We start from the raw sequence: 25,632 nt of genomic DNA, 5'->3' as shown, positions 1-25,632 counted from the left end.
ATTCATTCACTCCTTCATTCATTCACTCCTTCATTCATTCACTCCTTCATTCATTCAATCATTCCCTCATTCATTCATTCTCTATTTCACCAACCTATTCACCAAAGGCTGCAACTTGATCTCCGTTACATAGCACAATACAAAGAGCAGCAGTAATTTCAATCCCGCGTCCATCAGGAAGGGCAGGGAAGTTTTAAACTGGATCAAAAGGATCACATGGAAGATATATAAAGAGTAGGAGATAGGCGATACATAGCTAAAGGGTTTAAGGAGCTTCGCGCTGAGGCTTTTTACTTTAGGGAAGAAAGTAACCACGCCAAGGATCACCAGGGCAAAGCCGAAATGCCGGATAAACAATACCGGATAAAATCCAGCGTTGATAGCCAAACCTTGCTTCCATTGGAAAAAGGCAACACCAAACAAGATAGCCAGGATAACACAAAGGATACCCATCAAACTTCTAGTCTGCTGCCATTTAATAAGCTGCTTGTTCTGTTGCGCCCAGGCCAATTCAACACCCGCCCACCAGATAATGAAATAAGCAGGGATCAGCAGCATATGATTCGGTTTAAAGATATAGAGCACCAAGGCTGCAATGCTCATTAAGCCGATATAGATAAGCCTGTTCCTGTTTGATTTTAACAGCGGATACATCAGCGGGAACATCATATAGAACCACCACTCGTAAGAAAGGGACCATAAGGCGAAATTTCCAGAAAAGGTGCCGACAATATTACCCGGCTTCCCCATTTTGAAGTCCTGCAGCATTAACAAATTGCCGATCAGTTCCCAGAAAGAAAAATGAGAAGCAGAAGTTACGATGAGCGTCAGTATAATAGAAACCAGGAAAGGAAAGTAGATCCGCCGGAAGCGTTTGATGAAATAATTTTTGAAGGTTTTGTTCTTCGTGTTCTCCCAGGAAAGCTGGATAACATATCCCGACAGGATAAAAAAGATGATCACGGCCTCCTGGCCAAATAAAAAGGGAAGTTTCAAAAACTTGCTAGCCGGGTTAGCCAGGATGATCCAATGCCCCAGGGCTACGTAAACACTAGCAAAGCCTCTGATAGATTCAAGACCCAGGTTTTTTTGAACTGTCATAGATATAGATGTTTTTCAAGGTATTGTTAAACTTAGTTCATGGTAAAAAAAGAACATAGTTCAAGCCAGCAGAGTAGAATATTTTTCATAACACCCTGTGTCTCATTAATACAACCTTTACTGAAATATGACCGGTCTGGTTTTTTCCGATATTTTTCATAGCCCGTGGTAGAAGCAAATGTTGATGAGCTAAAGTAAGGATTTAGGCAGAGGAAAAAAATTAAAAAAAAATTAAAAGTAGCAGAATTTGCCCAGGTTGGCATAGTAGTTCCCCATAATGCTCCGCCCCACCCAGTTACACCGGCTCGTCAAAGGCAGAAGAGTAAGGCATCCATCAGGGAGAAAGGACGGGGATAAGGCCAAAAAAAAAGCGTCCTCTAATTAAAGAGAACGCTTCACGATTAAGATATAGTATTTTTAAAGTACTGTTACATTTACCGCGTTAGGGCCTTTACGACCTTGCTCTACCTCGTATTGAACGTTATCGTTTTCACGAATGTTGTCAACAAGACCAGATGAATGAACGAAGATTTCGCTGCCACCATTAGCTGGTGTAATAAATCCGAAACCTTTAGTTTCATTGAAAAATTTTACTGTTCCTTTTTGCATTTTATTATTATTATGCGATAAAGGTAGACTAATTAATTGGTTGCCAAAATAAAAGATGAAATACTTTCCTTTGATGACTCAATAGTGATATATCGCTCATTAGCTCATTTTGCCCTTCTCCAGGATTTTTATACTTTTAACAGATAACCAATATTGAGATCCCGTTTCAACCTCGCTCTGTTAGCAATCCTATTGCCTTTTACAATTACCTCCTGTTCGGGCCAGGAGAAAACCTCCGCAAAAAGCTTCCCGAAGATTACCCTGCTTAACCGTATAGTGTTCGAGCAAAAAGAATTTGACCAGGCCAAGTTCGCCTGCGCATTTCTCTTGAAGCAAGGTCAGGACACCTTTGCAGTTACCGCCAAACACCTCATGAAGATCATAAAGCCGGATGGAATAAAGGTGCGTTCTTTTGATGGCTTCGTAAAGCAATGGTCCCTGTTCCCGCTGGATAATCCGAACCAGACTGTTCAGCTAGGAAAATTGCTGAATGAAAGCAAATCGGAGAAACTGGAAGACAAGTCGACCTACGACAACGACTGGCTGTTATTCACTATCAAAAATAATACGACAACAATTAAGCCTTTAACCATCCGCACCACGGCCCTCATTCCGAACGAAAAGCTTTATGTGGTAGGATGGACCCGCAAAATGGAAGGCGGAGCACAACGCGTATACGAATTTGAGTATTATAAAACGATAGGAAACCGGATCCTGCTGAAAGAAGTCATAGTTCCAGAGCAATTCGGCGGACTAAGCGGGGCTCCCTTACTCGACGAGCAAGGCTTAGTAGTAGGGATAGTCTCTAACGGAACACAAGATCCAGAAACAGGTAAGAAATACTTCTCGCCTTGTTCCATCCAGTCTTTAGTGGTGCCGAAGCTCTAGTAGTCATGCCCTTCGGCCAGGCTCTTGGGCTTCCAACCCCACCTGCCAAAATAATCTCTGGCGGCTCCTGACATAGGGTTGTCACAGATGCTTTGTAGGTTTACCCCCTGTAATGATGGAATTCACATCAACGCAAGACCAAAAACAAACAAAAGCATCTAAAAACAATGAGCAATCAAACGATTCAAAGATTCCATGTGATTGGAATTTCAACCAGAACTACTAACCAGAACGGGCAGTCGGCCATAGACATCGAAGCATTATGGGGTAAATTCTGGGGCGAGGAGATCCAAAAGCAGATACCGAATAAAGTAAACGAGGATATATATGCGGTTTATACCGATTACGAATCCGACTTTACTGCACCCTACACCACCATTGTAGGTTCAGCAGTAAATACCTTAGATAATATCCCTGAAGGCTTTGTAGGAATAACAATCGAAACCGCCGACTACCAACAGTTTACTTCAAAAGGAAAGATGCCCGAAGCCATTGGCAAAACCTGGTACGAGATCTGGGAAAACACAGAGCTAAATAAAATAAGAGCCTATAAGGCGGATTTTACTATTCACGGCGAAAAATACAATCACGGAGACCAGGCCGAAGTCGAAACCTTTATATCCGTAAAAGGGTAACCGCCTCTCTCTCTTAGAACTTCTACTGGTCGGAGCGTCTCGCTCCGACCTTCTTTCCCTGGTGCCTGGTTGAAGCGTCTCGCTTCGACCTCCCGCTTCGACCTTCCCCAACCCCCCCGACTACTGGTTGAAGCGTCCCGCTTCGACCTTTCCTCCCTGGTGCCTCCCGATCAGTTACCTGAAAATCCCTTTATTATAACCCGTAGGAGAGTAGACCGAAGTGAAGTTAATTTCTTTCAAACCCTTACTTGTATAAAGCGTCTTGGTATTTTTAACTTCAATCTTTCCCTCTGATATAACTCTTATAGAGGTAGGCGGAGCTTTCTTTATAACTCCATTCAGGACCTTCGTTGTAGTATCAGTAAGCACTATTTTGGTATTATTATCCAGAAACTCAAAACTCCGCAGGTCTCCCTGGGTTACAAAATTCACGTGTAAAATCTTTCCCTCGTAAATACTTGGATATTGCTCCGGCCACATCTGTTCAAATAGAAAGCGTTCATTACTGATATGAATCCAAAGTTGGCTATTCTTGAAATCCAAAGACTCCCTAAACATATCGGTATTCTCAACGCCATCCATATCAATATCAACGTTCCCGTCCGAATAAATAGATTCTACCCGGTAGTCACCCGCAAACTTATCCCACAACAACATATTTTTATCAATAGCTTCTATAGAAGTTTTTTTACAAGAAATAAGAATTGAAGCTAAAAAGCAGTAGAGCGGTAGTATTGTTCGGATAGGCGTCATTGTTAAAGGAACGGTTAAGCAGCTAATTTAAGAAACTATATAATCCTTGTAATACTTTTCCTTAAGATTATTTCAATCGTAAACTTTTTTAGTTGCCGAAGCTTCTCCTTCCAACCTCTAACCATATCCTCATCAGAGATTTACTTAATCCCCTTTGTTTTCAATGAAGTTAGAAGGCGATCAGGAATTAACTAGTGATAACCATTTCTTTCAGACCCTCCTAATTAGTCTCAGCAGCCTTTTCCTTTTTCACATCGTCGTTTACTACCTCCCGCTTGTTCTTCTTTACTTTGTCCTTCATTTGGCCGAAGTTATAGATCATTACAAGTAGCAAGCCCCTGGAGTATTTAAAATTTTGATCCAACTGTACAAAGTTAGTTGTACTCACACTATTGGTTACCCGGCGGTACTCCAGGAATGGATTTTTTAGATTGAATGTAAGGTTTAGTTTCTTGTCGAAAAGGTCTTTATTAATCTTTAAAGAATTAGAAAAATATCCGCTTGCTTCACCTTGAGCCTTTACAAAGGGGCTTGCAGCATTAAGGGTAATTGATGCACGCCAGTCTTTCTCAAACTTGTAAGAGAAGTTTGTTCCTAAAAAAGATTGGATCCCCTGATGTTTAAACCGCTCACTATTCGTAAGGCTTTCAAAACCTATGTGTTGAATCTGGCTATTGATGCTTAAACTCAGGTTTTTAGCAAGGGACTGTTTATAGTTAACATTAAACCCCATAACCTTGTACTTGCCAATATTCTCATAATTCGATATGCTGATTGAATCAGCCCTTACTGATACAACATTTTGAATAGTGTTATTTGCAAACTGATAACTAACACCTGTAGTTAGGCTGCCCCGGTTAAAACCCAGCTCGAAGCTATGCATCAGTGCTGGTTTTAAATAAGGATTGCCATAGCTGAAATGCAATGGATTGTTTTTGTTTAAAAAAGGGTTTAATTGTCCAATCCCAGGTCGCTCAATACGTTGCGTATAGCCTAAAGTCACGCTCCTGTTGCCAAACTTTCGTTGAACCGACAACGAAGGGATCAAATTGGTATAATCAGTTTTAAAGTCAGATGCTGCGGCAAAATTAGCCTTTATAGTTGTCCTTTCCAATCTCGCACCAGCTTTGAAACCCCAATTATTCCATTTAACCTGATAGGAGTTGTAAAAACTCATCACATTCTGTAAGTACTCAAAATCGTTATTATCAATATCACCTTTGTTATCGGTCAGACTAAAATTGTCTCTCGAAATATGTTTCAAACCAGCTTCAACGTTCACCAATTTTAAAGGATGTACATAATCAAGCTGAAATGTTTGTTCCGCAGAACCCGCTTCATTTTGCTGATAGATACCAGTTTTAGTTAAGCCTGTAAACCGGTTGTCATTAATTTCATCCGTGATTATTTTAACGTATTTATAGGATGCCGTCAGCAGTCTGTCTTTATTGCTTTTAAAACCCAGCTGATAATTAAGTCCCCAGTCAAAGCCTTTATAGCCACTGTTCGCGCTACTGTTTAAGCGATAACTGGATTGTTCCAAACCTGAATCATCAAGGATCCTAAAGTCTTGAACGCTGCTTTGATGATAGTCTTCAGGATTATACCCAATGGATCCCGTAAACAGGTTAAGGGAATCCAGTTCATAGCTGAACTCGGTGCCGAATAAGAAAACATCGCCTTTTTTTGCAGATCGCTCACCTTGATGTTCCTGCACAAAAGCCTGAGGGAAATTACTCGTTTTGCTGTTTTTGAAACTTAACGCCGGAAAACTAGCCAGGTAGTGGTCAGCATAACTGAACATACCGAACTTACTCTTTTTAATGCCAAGGTTCACCCAGGCTCCATCAGCTGCCAAATTATTATAGAATAAGCCCACAAGTCCATTAATACCTTCGATAGCTTTTTTGGTAATGATATTAATAATACCACCGACACCTTCACTATCGTATTTAGCAGAGGGAGTAGTGATCACTTCGACCTTCTGCACATTAGAGGCTTGAATACTTCGTAAGGCATCTTTAGGACTTCTAGCGGTCAGTCCTGATGGTTTTCCGTTGATCAGAACTTTAAAATTTGTATTTCCCTTCAGTTGAACATTATCATCGGCATCCAATGAAAGCAGAGGAATATTAGGTACAATGTCCAAAAGGTTTTGCCCCTTGCTTTCCGGATCGTTTTGAACGTTATAAATGATCTTATCCATATCAGCGGTAACAATGTTTTTCTTTGCAGCAACAACTACCTCCTTCAAATCTTTAGAACTTCTACTTAGGCCAATATTGCCCAAGTCAAGTACTGCCGGCGACTGTGAATTCAGGTCGAGATTAATCGTTTTGCCCAGCAAGCCCATATAGCTGATCCTGAGCTGGTATCTTCCATTGGCCAGGCTCCCGATATAAAAACTTCCGTCCGGTTTTACGGGCGTGTTCTTTAAAAGCTTACCGGTTGATTCTTTCAAGTCAACAGTAGCGAAGGGCAAGTTTTCAGTGGTTAACGAGTCAATAATTTTACCCTTCAAGTCATGGGTTCCCGTTCCAATTTGTGCACTAAGAGATTTCGGAAACTGAAGCACCGTTAAAAGGAGTAGAGTGGAGATAAGCTTAGGTGTTACTTGGTATATCAACATGTTCAGTTGAGTAATAAAAGATGGTTTTACTGGTTAGATTCTTATTGGCTATCCAAGACGTGTCAGTTTGACGCCTATTGATATCCAAATATAAGAATTGAACATTAATCTCATAATTGGATACTAAAAGTGTTACCTACAAGTTCTTTCACAATCTTCGATCTACCAAATGCATTTTGCCTTCTTACACTTATATTAGTGCTGTTATAATACCTATTTGAAGAACCAAGCACATGATGCCAATTGATATCCTATGCCCAACAAGACCTGGAAGATCCTTTTAGTTTACCTGCTACCACTTTCATCATTTGCTCAGATGCTAACCGGTACAGTCTACCGGGAGGGGACAGATAGTGTGTTGGTTGGGGCAAGTGTTTACTTTGGAGGTTCTACCAGTGGTACTATAACCAACGCCCAGGGACAATTTGCGCTCGAAGTAAAACGAGATCCAATTCCATTAATAATTAGCTATCTAGGGTATTACTCCGTCACCATCAATGAGTACAGTCCTTCACAGCGATTAAAGATCTACCTTAAGCCTAAGCAAATAGAACTGAAGGAGGTCTCTATAGGCTATGATGGCATGTCGCGCGAGCAAAAAATGAAGATCTTCCTTCGTGAATTCATTGGCTCTTCTATTTATGCCCAGAGCTGCGCGATCATTAATGCTGACGACATTGATTTCAGGTATGATAAAAAAGCGCGAACACTCAGTGCCTCATGTAACACCGCACTAATAATCAGGAATCAGAAACTCGGTTATACCATTCAGTATTTTCTGGATACTTTTTTGCATTCACGGGAACGGACAGTATATGTAGGTAATTATATATTTAAAGATGATAATACCTCAGGAAATAAAAGAAAGATCCGGCGGAATAGGCTAGAGGCTTATGAGGGCTCGCGTATGCAATTCATCAGAGCACTATGGGACAAAGACCTGGAGAAAGCTGGTTATACGATCTATCGAAACAAATACGAAGATATATCTGCAGATACCATACTAACTAAGATTGATCAGCATAAGTATATCCTGGCCGGGCAAAAACTGAAAGTGGTTTATAAAAACAATCGCGCGGCTTCCTCACAGTTAACAGTCGACAAGCATGAGGCCTTAATTGGTCAAAACGGATTCTTCAATACTAGTGTAAGCTGGGCCGGAGCAATGTCAAATCAACGGATAGGAGATTTGCTGCCCTTTGAGTACGAGCCTAAACGATAATTCCTCCCTGGTCTTCCAGGCCGAGGTATTCCTACAACAAAAAAAGACCCTTGCTTTTTAAGCAAAGGTCATTCCTTCAAAGGTTCGTACAAGCTTAAACTCCCTTCTCGGGCAATAATATAAAACGGATAAAATTCCCGTTATCAAGGTACGTTTTCGCAGCTGCTCTTAACTGAACAAGAGATAGCTCATTTAAAAGTCGCTCAGATTCGGTAACATCCAGCAGGTTCTCTTGGTTCTCGCTCTGGCGGGAAAGATAGCTTAGCCAAAAACCATTGTTCTTTAAAGCAAGCTCAGAGCTTTTCCGGTAAGAAGCCTTGAACTTCTCTACATCTTCGGCTTTAGGACCTTCCAACGTCAACTTCTTAAGCTCTTTCTGAACAATTTCAATAAGATGATCGGCATTCGCGGGACTACAGCCAAAAGTGATCATCATACCGAATCTGCCCGTAGGAAGTTTAGAATAGGTAGTCCTGACAGATGGATTATACACTTCACTTTCCTTTTCCCTCAGCTCCTCCAACAGTCTCAACTGTACCACTTCCTGCAAAGCCTCCAGCGCCAGGCGGTTCTCCGCATTTACTACCATATCCCCACTTAGCACCAATCGTACGCTAGCCTTATTCTCTGTTCCCTTCAATACTTTTTTAGTGATAGCACCTTCAGGAGTTCTGGTGTTGTGATCCAACGCTTTTCTACTACTGGCCAAAGCAGGCAGCGAACCAAGGTATTGTTCAAGCAGTGGAATAATGGCCTCAGTGTTGAAGTTCCCAACAAAAACAAAAGTGAAGGCAGAAGCATCAGCATAAAGCGCCTTATAATCGCCCATCACCTGTTCGATTTTTACCCTGTCCAGCTCTTCCGGCCGCGGAGGCAATACCCGCGCACTATAGTTGTTCAGCACAAAAGCCATGGTGTCTGCAAATACGTTTTCCGGACTTAGCGCTCTTGCCGATAAAGCCTCCTTAGTTTTCCTTATCATAGAAGTAAACTGAGCGCTATCGGGCCTTGGCTGGGTAAATTGTAGATAAACCAGTTGCAGTGCAGTAACCAAATCTGAGGGAGCGGCCATCCCCTGGATACCATGAGATCTTTCTCCAATAAATGGTGATGCATTAACTATTTTTCCATTCAATATTCTTGAGAGGTCAATAGGAGAGAAGCCCGCAAGTCCCATGCCTCCAACAGAACGAGCGAAATTGGCATGAAGAAGTTCTTCATCCTTAAACGCAGAGATTCCACCCGGTGCAAAGGCGTAAAAGCCGACCTCGTCATTTTGAAAATTAGTAGGTTTTAACAGCACCTTAATCCCGTTGCTCAAAGTCAGCTTCGTCAAGCCTAATTGCTTAACTTCTTCCCGTTGCTTCACTTTACCGGCAACAGGCAAGTCAGAAATAAGGCTTGCCGTAACCGTATTTTCAGATGGAGGCGATAAAGGCTGGGTAGATAAGGAAGTTATACCTGCTACCACTGCAGTTTCATCCGGTAATAAATCAGCCGCCTTTGCAGGACCAAGTACCAGGATGTCGCGGTTCGTATCTTTAATATAGGATGCACCCAATTCTTTCAATTCCTGCAGGCTGATGGAGGGCAGCGCCTGTTTCACAAACTGATATTCCCATTCCAGACTTGGTATAGCCTCCTGATGAAGGAAGTTATCTTTACAAGCCTGAACCAGACCTGAAGCGCTGCGGTGTTCCTGATCTTTAACAGCACTTTCCATACTACGTAAAAACTGCGTTCTCGCCCGGTCAAGTTCGCCTTGCGAAAATCCAAAACGTTTAACCTGCTCTACGATCAGCCAGCTTTCCTTAAAAGCCTGATCGAGTTTAGATTCATGAGCAGAAACTGTAAACGAAAACATATCCAATCCGGCAAGGAAGGGTTCAACAGAAGCGCTAAAGGTATTGTATGCCGCATTCGGATGTTGGTACCTGCTTTCCTTTATCCTGGTAGAAAGCATTTCGTTAAATAGTTGAAGTTTCAAATGAGCCAGGTAATCCTCCTGGGTAACCACTTTGCGTCCCGGATGCTTGATCATCACCTGGATCTCCGCACCTGCCTTTTCCACATCGGTTACCTTCATATACTGGTTCCGGCCAGTTAAAGCAATGTTGTATCTAGTCCTGTTTTTAGGCATACCTGGTTTGGGAAGGTCTGAAAAAAGAGATTTTATCATTTTCTCAACCTGCGCAACTTCAATATCACCCACCACGATCAGGGCCTGCAAGTCAGGGCGGTACCAATCCGAGTGGAAGCGTTTTAATTGCGCCGGTGTTAATCCCGATATCACCTTCTCCGTCCCAATCGGGAGCCTTTCAGCGTAGAGCGACTGGTTAAACAGCATGGGCAGGTATTGATTGCTCATCCGCTCCTGCACGCCCATTTTCAATCTTTTCTCTTCCAGTACTACACCTTTCTCCTGCTCAACCTCTTTAGCATCAAAGGACGCTTCATTCGCCCAGTCGCGCATGATCCGCATGCCTTTCATTAGCATAGCAGGATCCTTTAAGGGCAATGGAAGTTCGTAAACCGTTTCATCGAAGCTCGTATGAGCGTTAAGATCGGCACCGAACCTTACGCCCGATTTTTGCAACTGGGTAACCATGCTGTTGCCAGGGAAATGAGTAGTACCGTTAAAGTTCATATGCTCCATAAAATGGGCAATACCTCTCTGGTTCTCTTCCTCAAGGATAGAACCCACATCGTTCACCAATTGCAGCTGGACGCTCTTTTCAGGAAACTTGTTCTTTTGTATATAATAGCTGAACCCGTTCGGTAAACGACCCTTCTTAATGGAAGGATCAGCGGGTATGCTTTGTGCAAATGTTGTACTGCCAGCAGCTGCTATAACAAGCAGGCTTAATATTGATCTTAAATTCATAATTTATAACCTCCTAAATCTTTTTCCCGGCCCTCAGCCTCAAATATTTCTCGTATTGCTCCTTCTTCAGCGCGAACCTCAGAAAGCCCAATTGCTTTTCCTCAATCTTGCGGTAGGCTTCCTGTTTCTCTTTCAAACCAAGTTTCCCTTTGTATATCTCCTGCAAGTCGCGAAAATTTGCAGGCAAAGACCAGGAGATCTTTCCCTTCTGGTATTCCTTCAGATCCAGGTTCTGTTCCAGCACCTTCATGTAGTTGCTGATATATTGCTCCTGCGATAGCCCTTTAAGCAAAGCCGAATACTTCGCATTCAGGTCCCCAGAAGTAATCTTAGCAACCAAGGCTTTCTCTTCTTCCGATGGGATGATAGAAAGCCCGTGTTCCTCAGCAGCAGCATTCAAAAGCTCTGCAGGCGCACCCATCAGCCCCTTCAGTCGTTGTTCCAATTCCTCATGCTGCAGGGCAAGGGCAACAATCTCTCCCTTCTGATTGAACAAGGCCAGGTAGGGGATACCATTAAAGCGGTACTTTTCCATAACCTCCCTGCCTCCGTCTTCGGTACGACCCTGTGCCCAGGGCATATCCTCCTCCGCTACCGACTTCTTCCAGATATCGTCTTTCCTGTCAAGCGAAATGGCCAGAATCCCCAAACCCTTTTCCTTATACTGACCATATAATTTTTTTATTCCTGGTATCCCTTCGCGGCAAGGAACACAATAGGTGCCCCAGAAATCTACCAGTGTGTATTTAGCTTTCCCCAGAATAGTAGTTAAGGATTCATTTTGCCCCTCCAGAGTAAGGAAGCGGAAGTCAATAGCTGGATGCCCCGGATCAAGGCGAGTATACTCGGCAATAAACTCCTGTACACCAGGGTTATCAGGTTGGCTCTTCTGTAAGGAACTAGCAATTTCCGAAACAAAAGCTTTATCCTCTTCCCGGTTCAAAAGCTGCAGCACGCAAACCACCGAGGGAACGTCTGCATGCTGCTTAGCCAGTATCTTTAAAGAGCCTTGAAACTTGCCCATAGCACCCCGCCTAATGGAGTCCGGCGAATTGCCCGACATGGAATTAGCATAAGTAAGTTTTGCCTTATTCATCACGTTAAGCAGCTTATTCTCCGTACCGCCACCATTTATTTCAGGAAAGCCATCAGGCTGATAACTGATCATGAGGTCCTCATTTCCCAACCAGATCGCATAAGGCTGATCGTTATTGGCGGCAATGAAGCGCGCACCGGAGGCCCCGGGGCTAAAGGTTTTAGAGAAAGAGCCGTCCGGCTTAATCGTACAGGAATCCGTAGGCTTTGAAACCCGTTCCTGCTTCTCATAGAAATAGATCTGTCCCTTGTTTCCTTTACCTGCATTCCCACGCACAAGCACAGCTTTTTGAGCAAACGAACCCAATGGAAGCAAGAGTAAAAGACAAATTAGTTTATTCATGTTTTTTAGTGTTTGTAGGATTCTGCAGCAGATTGCCAATCCTGTCTGAAAGAAGTTGATCAATTTTTAAGTTCCTGGCCAGAATGATCCCCTCAGCGTTAACCAGCCAAGCTTGCGGGATAGTTACCGGACTTAGGTCATAAGTCGCCGCTACACTACCGGAGCCTCTCATTCGGATAAAATCCATTCCATTCACATCACTCACACTTAACCAGCTGATAGATTCGCGTTCCATGAGATCTTTAAGGGAAGCATTATCGGGACTATAATTTACCGCAAGAACGCTTAGGCGGTCCTTACCCAGCCCTTCCCATGCCTTATCAATATTATTTTTAAAAGCCTGGAAGTTTGCCATACTACGGGTCCAGAACACTAGTAAAACATTCTTTCCCTGCAGGGAGGAAAGGCTCAGCGGCCTTCCGTCAGCATCAGGCAAAGTAAAATCCGGAGCCTTATTTCCGGGTTCCAGTCGTTTAGCCAGGGCAATTCTAGAAGCAATCTTGCGGCCCAGATATGATTTCTTCACTTTGTTGCTAAAGTGGTTGAACTCCTTTTCAACTGCCGGAAGCTCTATGATAAAGGGGCCCCTCTGTTTAAAAAAGATACTGAAAGCGGCATAGCTATCCGGGTTTCCGGCAATAAAAAGACTATCCGTCTCCCTTTTCTCCTGTAAGATGGGGTTCACCTTCAGCATCAAAGCTCTTGCGCCTGCAGTGTCGCGTTCCGACCGGTACTTCATATACAGCTTCTCGTAGGGTGCCAGCTGGCTATCAAGCTTTGCCTGTAAGGCACTGATCTTTTCAAAGGAGATTTGGTTTTTGCTTCCGCGGATGCTGGCTGTTTTAACACCGCCGCTACTCTCTAAACTGATCTTAGCAGGTTCCAGATAGAACTCCAGCGCATCCCGGTTCATGTATTCCTCGTAGGTCACCCTGCCGTGCCGGGGGTTCAGCTCAAGGGTTGCCAAAACAGGCTCTTTAACTTTCCCCTTAAACGTGAAAGCACCCTCTTTAAGCTCCACAGAATCACGCACTTCCAAACTGTCGTTATAATACGTTAAGCGAAGCATGCCCGACTTGTCTTTTGACAATTTTCCGTTCAGTGTGAACGCTTTCTGAGCATAAAGAGCTCCACTTGCTACCGACAAAGCGGTAGCAAGCAGGGCATTTTTCCATAAATTCCTGAACATCTTTAAAATTTAAATTGAGTGATCTTCCCTAAGGGTTATTCTCCATTCCAGGGTTTGAAACCATGATATTTGGAGGGATACGCAGTACCAGACGATCAGGCTGATTCATCGTATAAACCACAGGTGCGGTGGCAGTAGCCGGATACACTTTATGAGTAAAAGTGATCCCCTGGAAGACAGGATCAACCGACATACGCCGCATATCAAACCAACGGTATCCCTCTGCAGCAAATTCCCGCACACGCTCATCAAATATGAACCTGATCAGCGCATTTTGATCCCCGGCTACTGCTGCAGGCACTTTGGCATCAGCTGCAGGCATCCGCTTCGAGCGGAAAGCCTCCAGATCAGCTACGGCAGCATCCAGACGATTTAAACGAGCACGAGATTCTGCGATAAGCAAGTGTAATTCCGGAAGGCCGACTCCAAACTTGCTGTAGGAGACACCGTATTTCCGCAATCTTCCCTGCGGATTTGGCTGGCCGGTGTTATAGGTGGGACTGTAAAACTTCAGCCTCAAGTCGGAAGGGGAGTAGAGGGCAGCAGTTTCGGGACTGATAATTATACCGCTATTCCCGAAAGCAAAAGGATTCCCGAAAGTTTTTGCCAGTATCGATTCTGTAAAATCATTATAGTTATTTCCCGGAGACGTAGGGCCATTGTTAGCGATTGGCAAAAAGGAGCCGCCAGGGGCGAAGGTAACGTTGTAATCGTATAGCCTGGCGGGACTGGCAGCCGAGGCATTATTCGCGAGAGCACTTTCCAGCAGAGGCAGGGCAAGATCCGGTTTTCCCATAAAGAGGTAAACCTTCCCTAGCAAGGCCTGGGCTGCAGGTTTAGAAAAACGCGTCCGTATCACATTCTCCATCGGCAGGTTCTCTATGGCCGAAACAAGGTCGGAAATGATAAAGTCGTAAGTCCCCTGGACCGTGCCGCGATTAAAAACGGATTCCATTGCGTCCGCTTTAGTGATAATAGGGAAGCCTGGATCGGTGCCGGCAGTAGCTGCATTATAAGGCTTTGCATAGAAATTAACCAGTTGAAAATAGATCCATGCACGTGTAGCCAGGGCCTCGGCTTGCAGAGCCTTCTTTTGCTGTTCGCTGCCTCCCTTAGAGCCCATCACCTCGTTGATCACCAGGTTGCTGGTATACACCTGAGGTAAAAAGAGGCGAAGGTCTGAAGCAACATCCGTTACCTGGTCGTAGATCACCTCATCCCACCTGAATAAACGTTGTGTTTGTACAGGTGCCGAATTGAAAAAGGTAGCTTCAGCCGCCACATCATCGCCCATCAATACCGGTGCCTGCCAGCCTCCGCCGTTCAGGTATTGGTAAAAGGTGCTGTTATTCATCAGCAGGGCATAGTCCTCTGTTTTTTCAGCTATCTGCTGCCCTTTCGGGATCACTTCCAAAAAATCCTTTTTGCAGGAGCTGAAAGAGGCACAAATTACGAGGAGACAAAATATATATCGGGTTCTCATGTCTGTTATTCCTTAAATTGTATGATCAAAGTGAAATGTTAGTACCAATGCTCAGAGGATGTTTAAAAGGCGGAAGCCTTCTCTCGCCCGTACTCAGGCCGTGGTATTCAGGATCGATGCCATTCTTGTTCGCCTTCCAAACCATAAAGTTGCCCGACTGCAGGAATACATTTAAACCCTCCATCTTCAACTTCTGCAGCACACTGCGCGGCATGGTGTAGGTAAGGGTGATATCACGCAACTTCACGTAAGATGCGCTTACCACATTAACGTCTCCCCTTATATAGTAGTTAACATCCCTGCGGGAGTAGTGGATGTTCTGGTCGGCCACATACGAAGGAACATTGGTAAAGGCTTTGTCACCAGGTTGTTTCCAGCGGTCGTTAAAATAACTAGTGATATTTCCGCTGAACGTAGTAGTAGCACCAGTCAAACGTCCCGTATAGAAGTTATTTACATCCCTTCTCATCACGTGGCCCAGATTATAGATCATATTGGCAGACAGGCTAAAGGCCTTAAGCCGGAAGGTATTAGAGAAACCGCCGCTGTATACAGGCACTACGGTACCCTTAAAAACAATATCGTCTCCAACCGCTACATAGCCCCTCTTCGTTACAGAACCATCTGCCAGTCTAATCATCGGATCTCCTAAGTTATCAAGGCCTGCAAACTGGTAGGCAAACAAAGGATACATACTGTAGCCTGGGAAATAGGTTGAGCCAACCTTAGTTGCTCCCTGGTTCAAAAACGGACTCATGGTACCATAATCCACCAGCTTATTCTTGTTATAGCTTAAGGTAAGATTAGTGCTCCAGTCAAAAGCAGCAGAACGCAGGTTGATCGTCCGAAGACTAAACTCAAGTCCTTTGTTTGTCAGCTCACCAAGGTTTCCGGTGATTGAATTGTGGCCCGTAAGTGGATTCAATACCAGTCCTCCCAACAGGTTTGTAGTCTTTTTACGGTAATGGTCGAAACTGAAATTAATGCGGTTATTCAATACAGCCAGATCAAATCCAAGATTCCTTGTCCGGGTGATCTCCCACAACAGGCGATTGTTCGCAGGGCTTTGAACTGTTAATCCTGTGCCCGCTATATTTTGACCAAACTCTGCAGCAAGAATATTATAATTAGAACCAGCAGCTGCATATGGCGAATTTCCGGCAATACCATAGGTTCCGCGGAGGGATAAATTATTCAGCCATTTCACATCATCCAGAAAGCTCTCCCTCGTAGCAATCCATTTTCCTCCAATACTCCATGCTGGTTTATTTTGCGTCGATTTATCCTGACCAAACAAATTACTATGATCTACCCTCCAGCTACCATCAATCACATATTTATGGTCGAAACTATAGCTACCGAGGGCAAACCAGGATTTAAAGCGCTGCAAAACCTCTTGTTTGAAGTATGGACTTTCACTAAAATATCCCCTTACTATCGAGTTAAGGCCATTACGGTTCAAAGTATAGTTCATCAGCTCATAGGTCTGCAAAGCTGGGTTATACCCACGTACAACCGAACCAGTGCTAATGCTGAACTGTTCCTGAATTTCCTGTCCTCCCTGCAGGGTCAAATAATCTTTCCCCTTCCTTAAAGCCTGGTTGAACACCAGCTGGTTCCTTACTGTCCAGTTGCGCTGATCCATATTGCTTGTTGAATATTTGCCACCTGTAGAAGGAATGTAATAAACAGGGGTAGAGCCAGCAGTAGGAGCAACCGTCATGGTTAGCAACTCCCTGCGCATTTTGTACGATTGCATATCATCGTAACTTGTCGAATTACTGGGCGACTTTTGGTAGCCATAGGTACCCTTAAAGCTCAGTCCTTTCCAGATATCAACCGAAGCAGTAGCATTCAACTGTACCGACAAATTATTGGATTTGCTGTTCCCGTAATTTAGCTCATCAAGCGGGACATAGTTCAGGTTGATCCGGCTGCGGTTCTGATAATCGAGCCTTAAAGCCTCCGACCATCCCGTAAGGTAATTCATGGGGATAGCATTGCCATTCTCATCCTGGAACAGCTGGTAGGGAAGGAAAGAATTCTCTATAGTTAATGGGCGTAAAGAGGAGCTGGTCGAATTGCTCAGGATTGAATTCAGGCTGATCTTCACTCTTTTGCCAGGGTTGATATTCTGACTGAAGTTCAATCTGTAAGTGTCGTTCTTATCGCCCGGCCTGTTCGTTCTTGTATTATTATAGGATAAAGATCCGTAGAAGGAATACCGGTCATTGCCACCCGAAGCAGAAAGCGTTTGGTTAGAGCTGATGGCATCGCGATACAACAGATCCTTAACCTGCCCCATATTGTTGATGGAGGCAAGACTATCAAGACCAGCATTTACCCTTGCCTGCGAAAGACCCGCCGGATTATACAGGAACCACTCGTGCGGAGTAAGCACAGAGGTGGAAAGAGAGGCCAGAGGATAGTTCTGCGGACTAAATACTTCCCTTGCTGCGCGGATGTATTCCTCGCTGCTTAATACCGGATTGTACTCAAAGTCGGGCTTACCCTGGAAATTAACAAAGCTGTTATAGCCAATCTTTAGTTTCCCGGTTTTACTTCCTTTTTTTGTGGTGATAACGATCACGCCATTCGCTGCCCTCGAACCCCAGATCGCTGCCGCTGCCGCATCTTTAAGTACGGTAATATCTGCTACATCATCCGGGTTAAGGTCTGAGATATCCGGAACGACCACATTGTTCACCACAAAGAGCGGATCAGGATTCAGCTGAATACTACTAGCTCCGCGGATGAGGCCCTGGTTTCCTGCAGTGCTTCCGTTACGGCTGATGGTAACGCGTGGGCCCTGTACGATGGTGAGTCCAGGGATAAGCCCTTCCAGGCGCGTTAGTACATTCACTGTTCCGGTTCGGTTTTTAAAGACCTCCATGTCGGGCTTCGAATAACTCCCCGAAGCACGTTCCCTGTTGATCTCCTGGAAACCGTTATTAACGATAGTAACCTCCTTCAGTACTTCCGGATTTACACTCATCATCACCCGCACATAGCTGGCAACAGGTACTTCCCTGGTGGCATAACCCACATAGCTCACAATAAGGATGCTTCCCTCTTCTACACTTCCAAAAAAGAACTCGCCATTATTATCGGTGGCGAAGGCTGCATTTCCTCCTTTAATTCGTACAACGGCGCCGGCTAGCGGTCTGCCCAAACTGTCTATCACTCTTCCGCGCACACTTATTGGCAGGGTCAGCGCATCCTTAATCTTATCCAGCAGGGATTCCTCTTTCTTGCTGATCACAATGGTTTTATCAACGATAGAATATTTAAGTGACTGCCCGGCAAAAACTTTCTCCAACACCACTTTAAGCTCCTCATCCTTCACGTTCAAGCTTACAGGTCTGGCATCTTTTACCAATGCACGGGAAACAAAGAAATCATAACCACTCTGTTCGCTGATCTGATCGAACACTGTTATAAGAGCAGCATTCTTTTCTGAAATGGAAATCTTCTGAGCAAATGACCGTGCAGAGATCTGCATAATGGCACTGAACAGAATAAAAGTACTAAGGTAAAACCGCATAAGAATTCTCCTTCTCATGACCGGGTCCAGCCGCAGGAGCGAGCAGGATGCCAGCCGGAATTTTGGAAAAGAGGAGCCCAGCCCCTCTAAAATATCAGGGTAAATAATGTACATTTGTTAAGCGTGGATTTTTCCTGCTGCCTTTCATTTTCCGATGGGCGGGCAACAGGATGTCAGAAATTTATTTATAAATGCTGTATCCATGTTAAGTCAGGATGACGATTGCCCTCGTTGTCCTGGCTTTTTAGGATTACCTGTATTGAAAGCTAATTCATCACAGTAACCCTCCTTCCTTCCACTTTAAAGTGGACCTTACCGGCACTTTCAATCAATTTAAGCACCTCCGTTAATTTCCTGTTGCGGGATATCCTGCCATCAAAGGTCTCCGCAGTGATCTTGCCCTGGTATTCAACCGTTACATTGTACCAGCGAGAGATCTCCCTCATAATGGTCCGGATATCCTTTCCATTAAATTTGAAATAGCCATTCTTCCAGGCCGTCACCTCGTCAAGCTTAGCCTGCTCCAGGTCGAGCCCTGAAGCAGAGAGCACAGACTCTTGACCCGGCACCAAAAGCTTTGATTCCGCAGCTGTGCTCACCTTTACCGAACCCTCCAGAAGGGTAGTATGTAAAGCCGGTTCATCTTTATAAGCATTCACGTTGAAATGGGTACCCATCACCTCAACCAGCTGCTTTCCCGAGTTCACGAAGAAGTGCTTGTCTTTATTCTTTACCACCTCGAAATAAGCCTCACCCTGCAGTTCCACTTTCCTTCCTTTGCTGAAGGAGGCAGGAAACTTCAGCGAGCTGGCGGCATTCAACCAAACTTTAGTCCCATCCGGAAGCAGCACCTGGTACTGTCCTCCGGCAGGAGTACTTATCGTATTGAAGCCAGTATTATCAGAACCCTGGCCCTCTGTTACCACGTACCTGATCTGCCCATCAGCCGTCTTTTTAACAGAAACATTTCCCTCAGTGGCCACAATGCCCGCTGCAGAATTGTCCAGTACAATTCTCCGTCCGTCAGAAAGTGTCAGGATTGCTTTATCCGTTCCGGGGTCAATGTCATTATTATATACAGAAGCAGTAGGAACGCGCATGTAAATTCCGTTCAGCAAGAAATAGGCAGAAATACTCACCGCCAGCAGGATAGAGGCCGCGACAGCCCATCTTCTTAGCGGAAGTACTTTTGTTTCCTTAACGGGTAGGCCTTCCCAGATCAGGCGCCTTTCTTCAAGCAGATCCTCCTCAGAAAGACCAGTTTCCTCGTCCTGTCGCCATTGCGTAAGCCAATCTATCAGCAGGGCTTTCTCTTCTTTAGAAGCAGTGGCCTCCCTATATTTTATCAGTAGTTCTTTAGCATCAATTTTTTGCATAGCTTTCCAGGTTCTTGGCCTGATTTAAGGATAAGACAAACTCAAACAACCCAGGGGTTAGATGATTTTGAAAAAAAATAAAACAATTTTAAGAAAATAGGAAGCCTGGAAAGGATTTTTAAATAAAATCGCAGGACTATCGGTAAAAGAAGTAGAAAATAAGGTATAAAAAGAGGCCAAGTCTCGTTCTTAGAATTTTTAAAGCATTTTTCACCTGCCTTTTCACTGTTTCTTCAGAAATATTCAGTTTTTCAGCAATTTCCCGGTGACTCAACTTCTCGTTCCGGCTCATTTCGAACACGATACGCATTTTCAGTGGGAGGGAGGCGATCTCTTTTTCAATAATAGCACGCAACTGCTTCTCACGGATCAAACCATCAGTCAGTTCAGGCGCAGTATCAATAAAGCTTTGCAGGGAATCAATATACTTCGCTTTAATATTTTCCCGGGAAATATAATTAAGTATGGAATTATGCACACAAGAATAAAGGAAACCACCCAGGTTAGAAATAGAATTCAGCGTTTCCCGTCGCTGCCAGATCATGGTAAAGACTTCCTGCACCACATCGCGGGCTTCCTCACGGTTCTGGAACTTCTTGTAAGCGTGAATGTACAATAAGCTGTTGTAACGGTTAAAGATTTCAGTATAAGCCCCTTTATCACCCGTTTTCAACAAATCTGTAAGTTCATCATCCGAAAGCCCCCTATAGACCGCCATATCAAAGCAAAAACGAATATAGAGAAAATTCATCTATTTTAAAATTCTGGTAACCAGCACCAAAACCGCGCGTATAGCACAGGCATGTCTAGAGTTTACAGAGCCTATCGTAAAACACTTGGTAAGTCGGTTTGCGTATTTCTACTATCCTTAACATGCGGAGCTACCTACGCGCAAAATGTGGGTATAAACAGTACAGGCAATGCGCCAAAAGCCTCAGCGGGATTAGATGTTGATTTTTCTAACAAAGGGATGTTAATTCCAAGGGTACAATTAACAAGCAATACCGATCAAACTACCATAGCTTCACCAACCACTTCTCTCCTGGTATACAACCTTTTGCCGGCTTCCTCAGGAACTACTGCAGTATTTACAGGTTTTTACTTCTGGAGCGGGACAGTATGGACACCCGTTGGTAATTGGGGGACTAGTGGAACCGCCACTGTAAATACAGCAACAGTTGGGATAGGCACCACTTCACCGGATGCCTCTGCTGCCTTAGATATTACTTCGGGATCTAAAGGAATACTGATTCCAAGGGTAGCATTAACGGGAACTGGCGATGTGAATACAATTAATCCAAGAACCAATGGGCTTCTTGTTTATGCTTCAGGAAGTAATGGCGACGTAACACCGGGATTTTATTATTGGAACAATTCTTTGTGGACACGGCTTTCTACTGGGGGAGCGGCGGCTGCTAGTCAATGGACATCAGTCACAACAACGGTTAATAACGTTAGCACTACCAACATCTACAAAAACAATAATGGTAACGTTGGGATTGGAACAACTACCCCAACAGAGCTATTGGAAGTTCGCGGGGATGCAGCATTTGGTACTGACGCCAATAGAACTGTCAAGATTTCCAATGAAAATGATGTGAATTCAATAGATATTTATACCGCTGCAGATAAGCCTTTAAGAATTAGCAATAATGGGCTTAATAATGGTTCCAGTTTACAATTGAAAAGCTCTACCGAGAATCACCTATTCAGTTTTGAAGGTAAAGGAGGATTCAGATATTATTCAAGGAACTCCTCTGCAGAAAAATTCAGGGTAAATGATGCTGGTGATATTTTCTTAACTACAACCGGTGTTAATACAGCAACCAATGCTCTTGGAAATATTAATAGCTTTTATCAGATCAATGCAAAAAACAGCAATGCTGGGGCTGATGCAAGTACCGATATTGTGGCGACTAACGATAACGCCACTGAATCTTATATTAACATGGGTATTAACTCTACAGGAAATGCCAGCGCAGGGGTGTTAGGAGGAGCAAATATGGCCTATTTGCATTGCCTTGGTACAAGCGACTTATCAATAGGGAATAGTGTTACTGGAAAATTTATGCGATTTTTTACCAGTAATGGAACACCAACAGAAAGGATGAGAATAACTCCAACTGGTGAGATAGGCATTGGCGTAACAACAGTAACCTCAGGATACAAGTTAGAGATCGCTGGTGGAACAATGGCTGGTGGTGATATAATGCCCAAAGTAAATAATACGTATGATCTGGGAAGTTCTACCTTAAAATGGAATGATGTATACGCTACCAACGGAGTCTTTCAAACTTCCGACATCAGACTCAAAACTAATATCGCCAATCTTAAATACGGCCTTAAAGAAGTAATGGCACTTCAACCAGTAAGCTATAACTGGAAAGATCAGTCAGATACTAAAAATAAGATTGGTTTAATTGCACAGGATACCAAGAAGATCGTACCCGAAGTAGTAATAGGCGATGAAACAAAAGAAAACCTAGGTATGAACTATGCCGAACTAGTACCTGTATTGATCAACGCCATCAAAGAGCAACAACAGCAAATAAACGATTTGAAGGAAGCTAATACAGCTAGCCTGAAGCAGATCCAGGAACTGAAAGAAAAAATAAAGTAATAAAAGGTCATTTTTATATGTTCCATTAACAGGTAGGGGTTTTTCAGGCTCCTGCCTTTTTTATGATCTGAGAAATTCACAAAAACTGCCGCCCCAAGCATCTTGGAGAGTTTAATAAGGTTTGCATCACATCACATAAGACAAAAATACCTACATTGCAAGGTGTAGTCGATTTATTAGCGGTTTTACGATATCAAAACATCTCAGTTTTTTAATCTCAGGTTCCTATTTGTGATAATGGTACTGGTGCTGGTTTTCTGGTCCAGTTTATCGCAAAGCTATCTGCTATTCCACACCTTTGTAGAGCTTTTCTCTATCATTATTACGTTTGCACTCTTTATCATTACCTGGAATGCCCGTAAAATCATAGAAAATCAGTTCCTTCTATTGGTAGGCATAACTTACCTGTTTATCGGCTCGCTCGATCTCTTACACACCCTTACGTATAAGGGAATGAATATCTTCCCGGGCTCTACGTATTATGCCAATCAGTTTTGGATAGCTACGCGTTTCCTGGAAGCCTCAACCATCCTGCTAGCTTTCCGCTTTCTTAAGAGCAAAAAGAAGCTGAATGCAGACTGGGTCGTCCTGATCTACACGTTTATCCTGGTAGCCATTACATCATCTATCCTTTACTACAAAGTCTTCCCGGAATGTTACATAGAAGGGTATGGACAAACAGACTTTAAAATTTATGGCGAATACGTAGTCATCAGTCTTTTACTTTTAGGTATCTGGCTCCTTTATAAGAATAGATCAGCCTTCGACAAAGAAGTCTGGCCCTTACTGTTATGGTCGCTCATTTTTACCATAATTGGCGAATTCTGCTTCACCCTCTATATCTCCAATTACGGCTTATCCAATCAGATCGGTCACTACTCCAAACTGATCTCCTTCTACCTTATTTATAAAGCCAATATTGAGACAGGCTTTACCCGTCCTACACAGTTACTTTTCAATTCCTTGTCGCAGGACGAAAAGAAGTACCGCAAACTAGCAGAAGACCTCAAAACCATACAGATAGAACTGCAAAATTCTAATGCATCAAAAGATAAACTCTTCTCCATCATCGCTCATGATCTGAAGAACCCATTTGCTTCCATTCTTGCCACTACCGACCTGTTGAAAAAGCGGGTAGATACTATGCCCAAAGATAAACAGCTGCACTTTCTGGATATCATTCATCGCACGGTACGCGAAAGCAATACCTTGCTGTCAAATTTATTGGAATGGGCAAAAATGCAGACAGGCACCCTTGAGGCAGTTCCCGAACAGATCCTTCCAGCCGAGCTTTTGCAAGCGGCCAAAGCATCACTCGAATCCGTAGCATTAGCAAAGGAAATTCAGATCGAGGTAGATATCAGCACTGAAAATCCTGTATTTGCCGACAGGAACATGATCTCAACCGCACTCAGGAACCTTCTGTCTAATGCCATAAAGTTCAGTCCCGCGCATAGTGTCATTCAACTTACTGCTACAGCGTATGCAGATCACGTTAATTTTTCCGTTAACGATAGTGGTGTAGGTATAACTGCCGATGCAATAGCAAGCTTCTTAAACAACGGCCGGCTTGGTTCAATCCAGGGCACTGCCAACGAAAAAGGCACAGGATTAGGTCTAATGCTTAGTAAAGAACTGATTGAAAAAAATAATGGGAAAATGAATATTGAAAGTCAACCAGGCAGAGGCAGCACATTTTCTTTTAACATTCCTGCCTGCAAAATATAAAACACACCTATGAATACATCTAACTTCGATTCTGAATTTTGTGGTTCTCTACCACTGCATTATATCAATACAATTATGCCTTTTGGGGTGGTATTGATCGTTGCTAAAGAAGACCTTCGCATCATTCAGGCAAGTGAAAATGTGCAGGAATATTTGAATGCACCGGTAAAAGTGGTAGTACAATCAGCCTTATCAGACTACTATAAAGATAAAGACGCAAACAGCCTGCGTCAGAAACTGGAAGAGGGTATCAAGACTAAAGGACCCCAGGGTATTTCATTTCACTATTGCGAAATGAACATGCTCGTGCATAATCATCAGGACTTCTATCTGGTTGAACTCGAGTTCAAGCGCGAGCCGGAAGGCCCCCAATTAAATGGCCTGCAGGATGTGCGTGATCTGATGACGGCACTCGAACCAGCCACCACGGTGCAACAGGTTTGCGATGCTGCGGTAGCAGAACTGAAAAGGATATCTCAATTTGATGGAATAATGATGTACAGGTTCGATGCCGATTGGAACGGGACGGTAATATCAGAAAATAAAAGTGCGGGGCTAGAGCCCTATCTTGGCGTAACTTTCCCGGCTTCAGATGTTCCCAGGCAAGCACGCCAGCTTTACCTCAGAAATCCCTATCGTTTAATCCCCGATCGTACCTATAGCCCTGCCAAACTGTATCCCGTAATCAATCCCCTCAGCAAATCCTTTACAGATCTATCATCCTGCCATCTTAGGGGCGTAGCCGACGTTCATCTCGAATATCTCCATAACATGAAAGTGATGGCCTCGATGTCGCTCCGGGTTATTCATAATGATAAATTGTGGGGCTTGATCTCCTGCAACCATACCAGTGCTTACCCTGCAACATTTGAACAATGTTCTATATTTTCTTTACTCTCTGATGTGGTTTCTAACAAGATCTCATCCATCATTAATAAGGAGGAGTATGGGTTTATCGCCCAGCTTCAGAAAGATCGCAACCAGATCATGGAGAGAATATATCAGCCAATCAGCCTTGAAGAGGTCCTTTTTAACCAGGACATATCCATTTCCAATCTCTTCCATGCTACAGGGGCTGTACTTTACACCAATGGAAGCAAGAAAGTGAGTGGACAAGTACCCGAAGCCTTGTTTCTTGACGATCTGTTATTGTGGATCCAGGCGAAGGAAATCGAGCAGGTATTCGCTACGCATAACCTCGTGAATATAATAGAAGAAGCCGCAAAACATAGTGAGATAGCCAGTGGAATGCTCGTGATCCCTTTCGGAACCAGCGCTACTGATTTTATTGTACTATTCAGACCCGAAGTGGTAAAAACAATAGAATGGGGAGGAAACCCTCATCAAGCCATAAATTTTGAGGAAGACGGTAAGGCGTATCATCCCAGAAATTCCTTCAAGGTATGGATGGAGACAGTAAATCAAACATCGCAACCATGGCATGAACAAGAATTGCAGATCGCAGCAACAGTAAGAAGCTTCCTGCTGGAACACCAGTCAAAGAACAAACAGCATAATTAAAGAAGTTTAGTT

17 protein-coding genes are annotated in these 25,632 nt (G+C 43.7%); 6 read left to right on the top strand and 11 right to left on the bottom strand.

Going from position 1 to position 25,632, the window contains the following annotated elements:
• Positions 1-81 precede the first annotated feature (81 nt).
• Together J4N24_RS05875 and J4N24_RS05870 are read right to left on the bottom strand one after the other, a co-directional pair.
• Positions 82-1,101 carry an acyltransferase family protein gene (locus J4N24_RS05875; protein ID WP_207532730.1) on the bottom strand — a complete coding sequence of 340 codons (1,020 nt, stop codon included), beginning with the start codon at positions 1,099-1,101 and terminating at the stop codon, positions 82-84.
• 417 nt (positions 1,102-1,518) lie between these two features.
• Positions 1,519-1,710 carry a cold-shock protein gene (locus J4N24_RS05870; RefSeq protein WP_207532729.1) on the bottom strand — a complete coding sequence of 64 codons (192 nt, stop codon included), beginning with the start codon at positions 1,708-1,710 and terminating at the stop codon, positions 1,519-1,521.
• Positions 1,711-1,863: 153 nt separating this feature from the next.
• Between J4N24_RS05870 and J4N24_RS05865 the strand changes: the two genes are divergently transcribed.
• Both J4N24_RS05865 and J4N24_RS05860 read left to right on the top strand, forming a co-directional pair.
• The gene (locus J4N24_RS05865; RefSeq protein WP_207532728.1) at positions 1,864-2,598 is read left to right on the top strand and encodes a trypsin-like serine protease; all 735 of its coding nucleotides are present in this window, start codon (positions 1,864-1,866) and stop codon (positions 2,596-2,598) included.
• 167 nt (positions 2,599-2,765) lie between these two features.
• Positions 2,766-3,233: a GyrI-like domain-containing protein gene (locus J4N24_RS05860; RefSeq protein WP_207532727.1), complete on the top strand. Its 468-nt coding sequence runs from the start codon at positions 2,766-2,768 to the stop codon at positions 3,231-3,233.
• A 174-nt stretch (positions 3,234-3,407) separates the two neighbouring features.
• On the opposite strand, the gene J4N24_RS05855 is transcribed toward J4N24_RS05860, so the two are convergent.
• Both J4N24_RS05855 and J4N24_RS05850 read right to left on the bottom strand, forming a co-directional pair.
• Positions 3,408-3,986: a hypothetical protein gene (locus tag J4N24_RS05855; RefSeq protein WP_207532726.1), complete on the bottom strand. Its 579-nt coding sequence runs from the start codon at positions 3,984-3,986 to the stop codon at positions 3,408-3,410.
• Between the two features lie 220 nt (positions 3,987-4,206).
• Entirely contained in the window at positions 4,207-6,615 is a 2,409-nt protein-coding gene (locus tag J4N24_RS05850; RefSeq protein ID WP_207532725.1) for a TonB-dependent receptor, read from the bottom strand.
• Between the two features lie 253 nt (positions 6,616-6,868).
• Here J4N24_RS05850 and J4N24_RS05845 point away from each other — a divergent pair, with 253 nt between their 5' ends.
• Entirely contained in the window at positions 6,869-7,837 is a 969-nt protein-coding gene (locus tag J4N24_RS05845) for a carboxypeptidase-like regulatory domain-containing protein (protein ID WP_207532724.1), read from the top strand.
• A 94-nt stretch (positions 7,838-7,931) separates the two neighbouring features.
• Here J4N24_RS05845 and J4N24_RS05840 read toward each other — a convergent pair whose 3' ends face one another.
• The 7 genes from J4N24_RS05840 to J4N24_RS05810 all read right to left on the bottom strand — a co-directional run bounded on the left by J4N24_RS05840 (position 7,932) and on the right by J4N24_RS05810 (position 20,502).
• Positions 7,932-10,721: a M16 family metallopeptidase gene (locus J4N24_RS05840; RefSeq protein ID WP_207532723.1), complete on the bottom strand. Its 2,790-nt coding sequence runs from the start codon at positions 10,719-10,721 to the stop codon at positions 7,932-7,934.
• Positions 10,722-10,734: 13 nt separating this feature from the next.
• Positions 10,735-12,159, bottom strand: a complete 1,425-nt coding sequence (locus J4N24_RS05835; protein WP_207532722.1) for a TlpA disulfide reductase family protein — start codon at positions 12,157-12,159, stop codon at positions 10,735-10,737.
• Positions 12,152-13,348 carry a DUF4369 domain-containing protein gene (locus J4N24_RS05830; RefSeq protein WP_207532721.1) on the bottom strand — a complete coding sequence of 399 codons (1,197 nt, stop codon included), beginning with the start codon at positions 13,346-13,348 and terminating at the stop codon, positions 12,152-12,154. The genes J4N24_RS05835 and J4N24_RS05830 overlap by 8 nt, the downstream gene beginning before the upstream one ends.
• A gap of 28 nt (positions 13,349-13,376) precedes the next feature.
• A complete protein-coding gene (locus tag J4N24_RS05825; protein ID WP_207532720.1) occupies positions 13,377-14,831 on the bottom strand; it encodes a RagB/SusD family nutrient uptake outer membrane protein in 1,455 nt (484 codons plus the stop codon).
• A 25-nt stretch (positions 14,832-14,856) separates the two neighbouring features.
• Entirely contained in the window at positions 14,857-18,375 is a 3,519-nt protein-coding gene (locus tag J4N24_RS05820; protein ID WP_207532719.1) for a SusC/RagA family TonB-linked outer membrane protein, read from the bottom strand.
• Positions 18,376-18,641: 266 nt separating this feature from the next.
• Positions 18,642-19,751, bottom strand: coding sequence for a FecR family protein (locus J4N24_RS05815; RefSeq protein ID WP_207532718.1), 1,110 nt, complete (start codon positions 19,749-19,751; stop codon positions 18,642-18,644).
• Between the two features lie 136 nt (positions 19,752-19,887).
• Complete coding sequence (locus J4N24_RS05810) at positions 19,888-20,502, bottom strand: RNA polymerase sigma-70 factor (protein WP_242691523.1); 615 nt, start codon at positions 20,500-20,502, stop codon at positions 19,888-19,890.
• A 51-nt stretch (positions 20,503-20,553) separates the two neighbouring features.
• Between J4N24_RS05810 and J4N24_RS05805 the strand changes: the two genes are divergently transcribed.
• The 3 genes from J4N24_RS05805 (at position 20,554) to J4N24_RS05795 (ending at position 25,620) form a co-directional block, all read left to right on the top strand.
• Complete coding sequence (locus J4N24_RS05805) at positions 20,554-22,371, top strand: tail fiber domain-containing protein (RefSeq protein WP_207532717.1); 1,818 nt, start codon at positions 20,554-20,556, stop codon at positions 22,369-22,371.
• A 237-nt stretch (positions 22,372-22,608) separates the two neighbouring features.
• On the top strand, positions 22,609-24,099 hold the full coding sequence (locus J4N24_RS05800) for a sensor histidine kinase (RefSeq protein WP_207532716.1): 1,491 nt from the start codon (positions 22,609-22,611) through the stop codon (positions 24,097-24,099).
• A 9-nt stretch (positions 24,100-24,108) separates the two neighbouring features.
• A complete protein-coding gene (locus J4N24_RS05795; protein ID WP_207532715.1) occupies positions 24,109-25,620 on the top strand; it encodes a GAF domain-containing protein in 1,512 nt (503 codons plus the stop codon).
• Positions 25,621-25,632: the final 12 nt, after the last annotated feature.

Origin of the sequence: Desertivirga arenae, assembly GCF_017355785.1 — a bacterium.
Classification (GTDB): Bacteria; Bacteroidota; Bacteroidia; order Sphingobacteriales; family Sphingobacteriaceae; genus Desertivirga; species Desertivirga arenae.
This window is presented reverse-complemented; position numbering and strand designations above follow the sequence as displayed.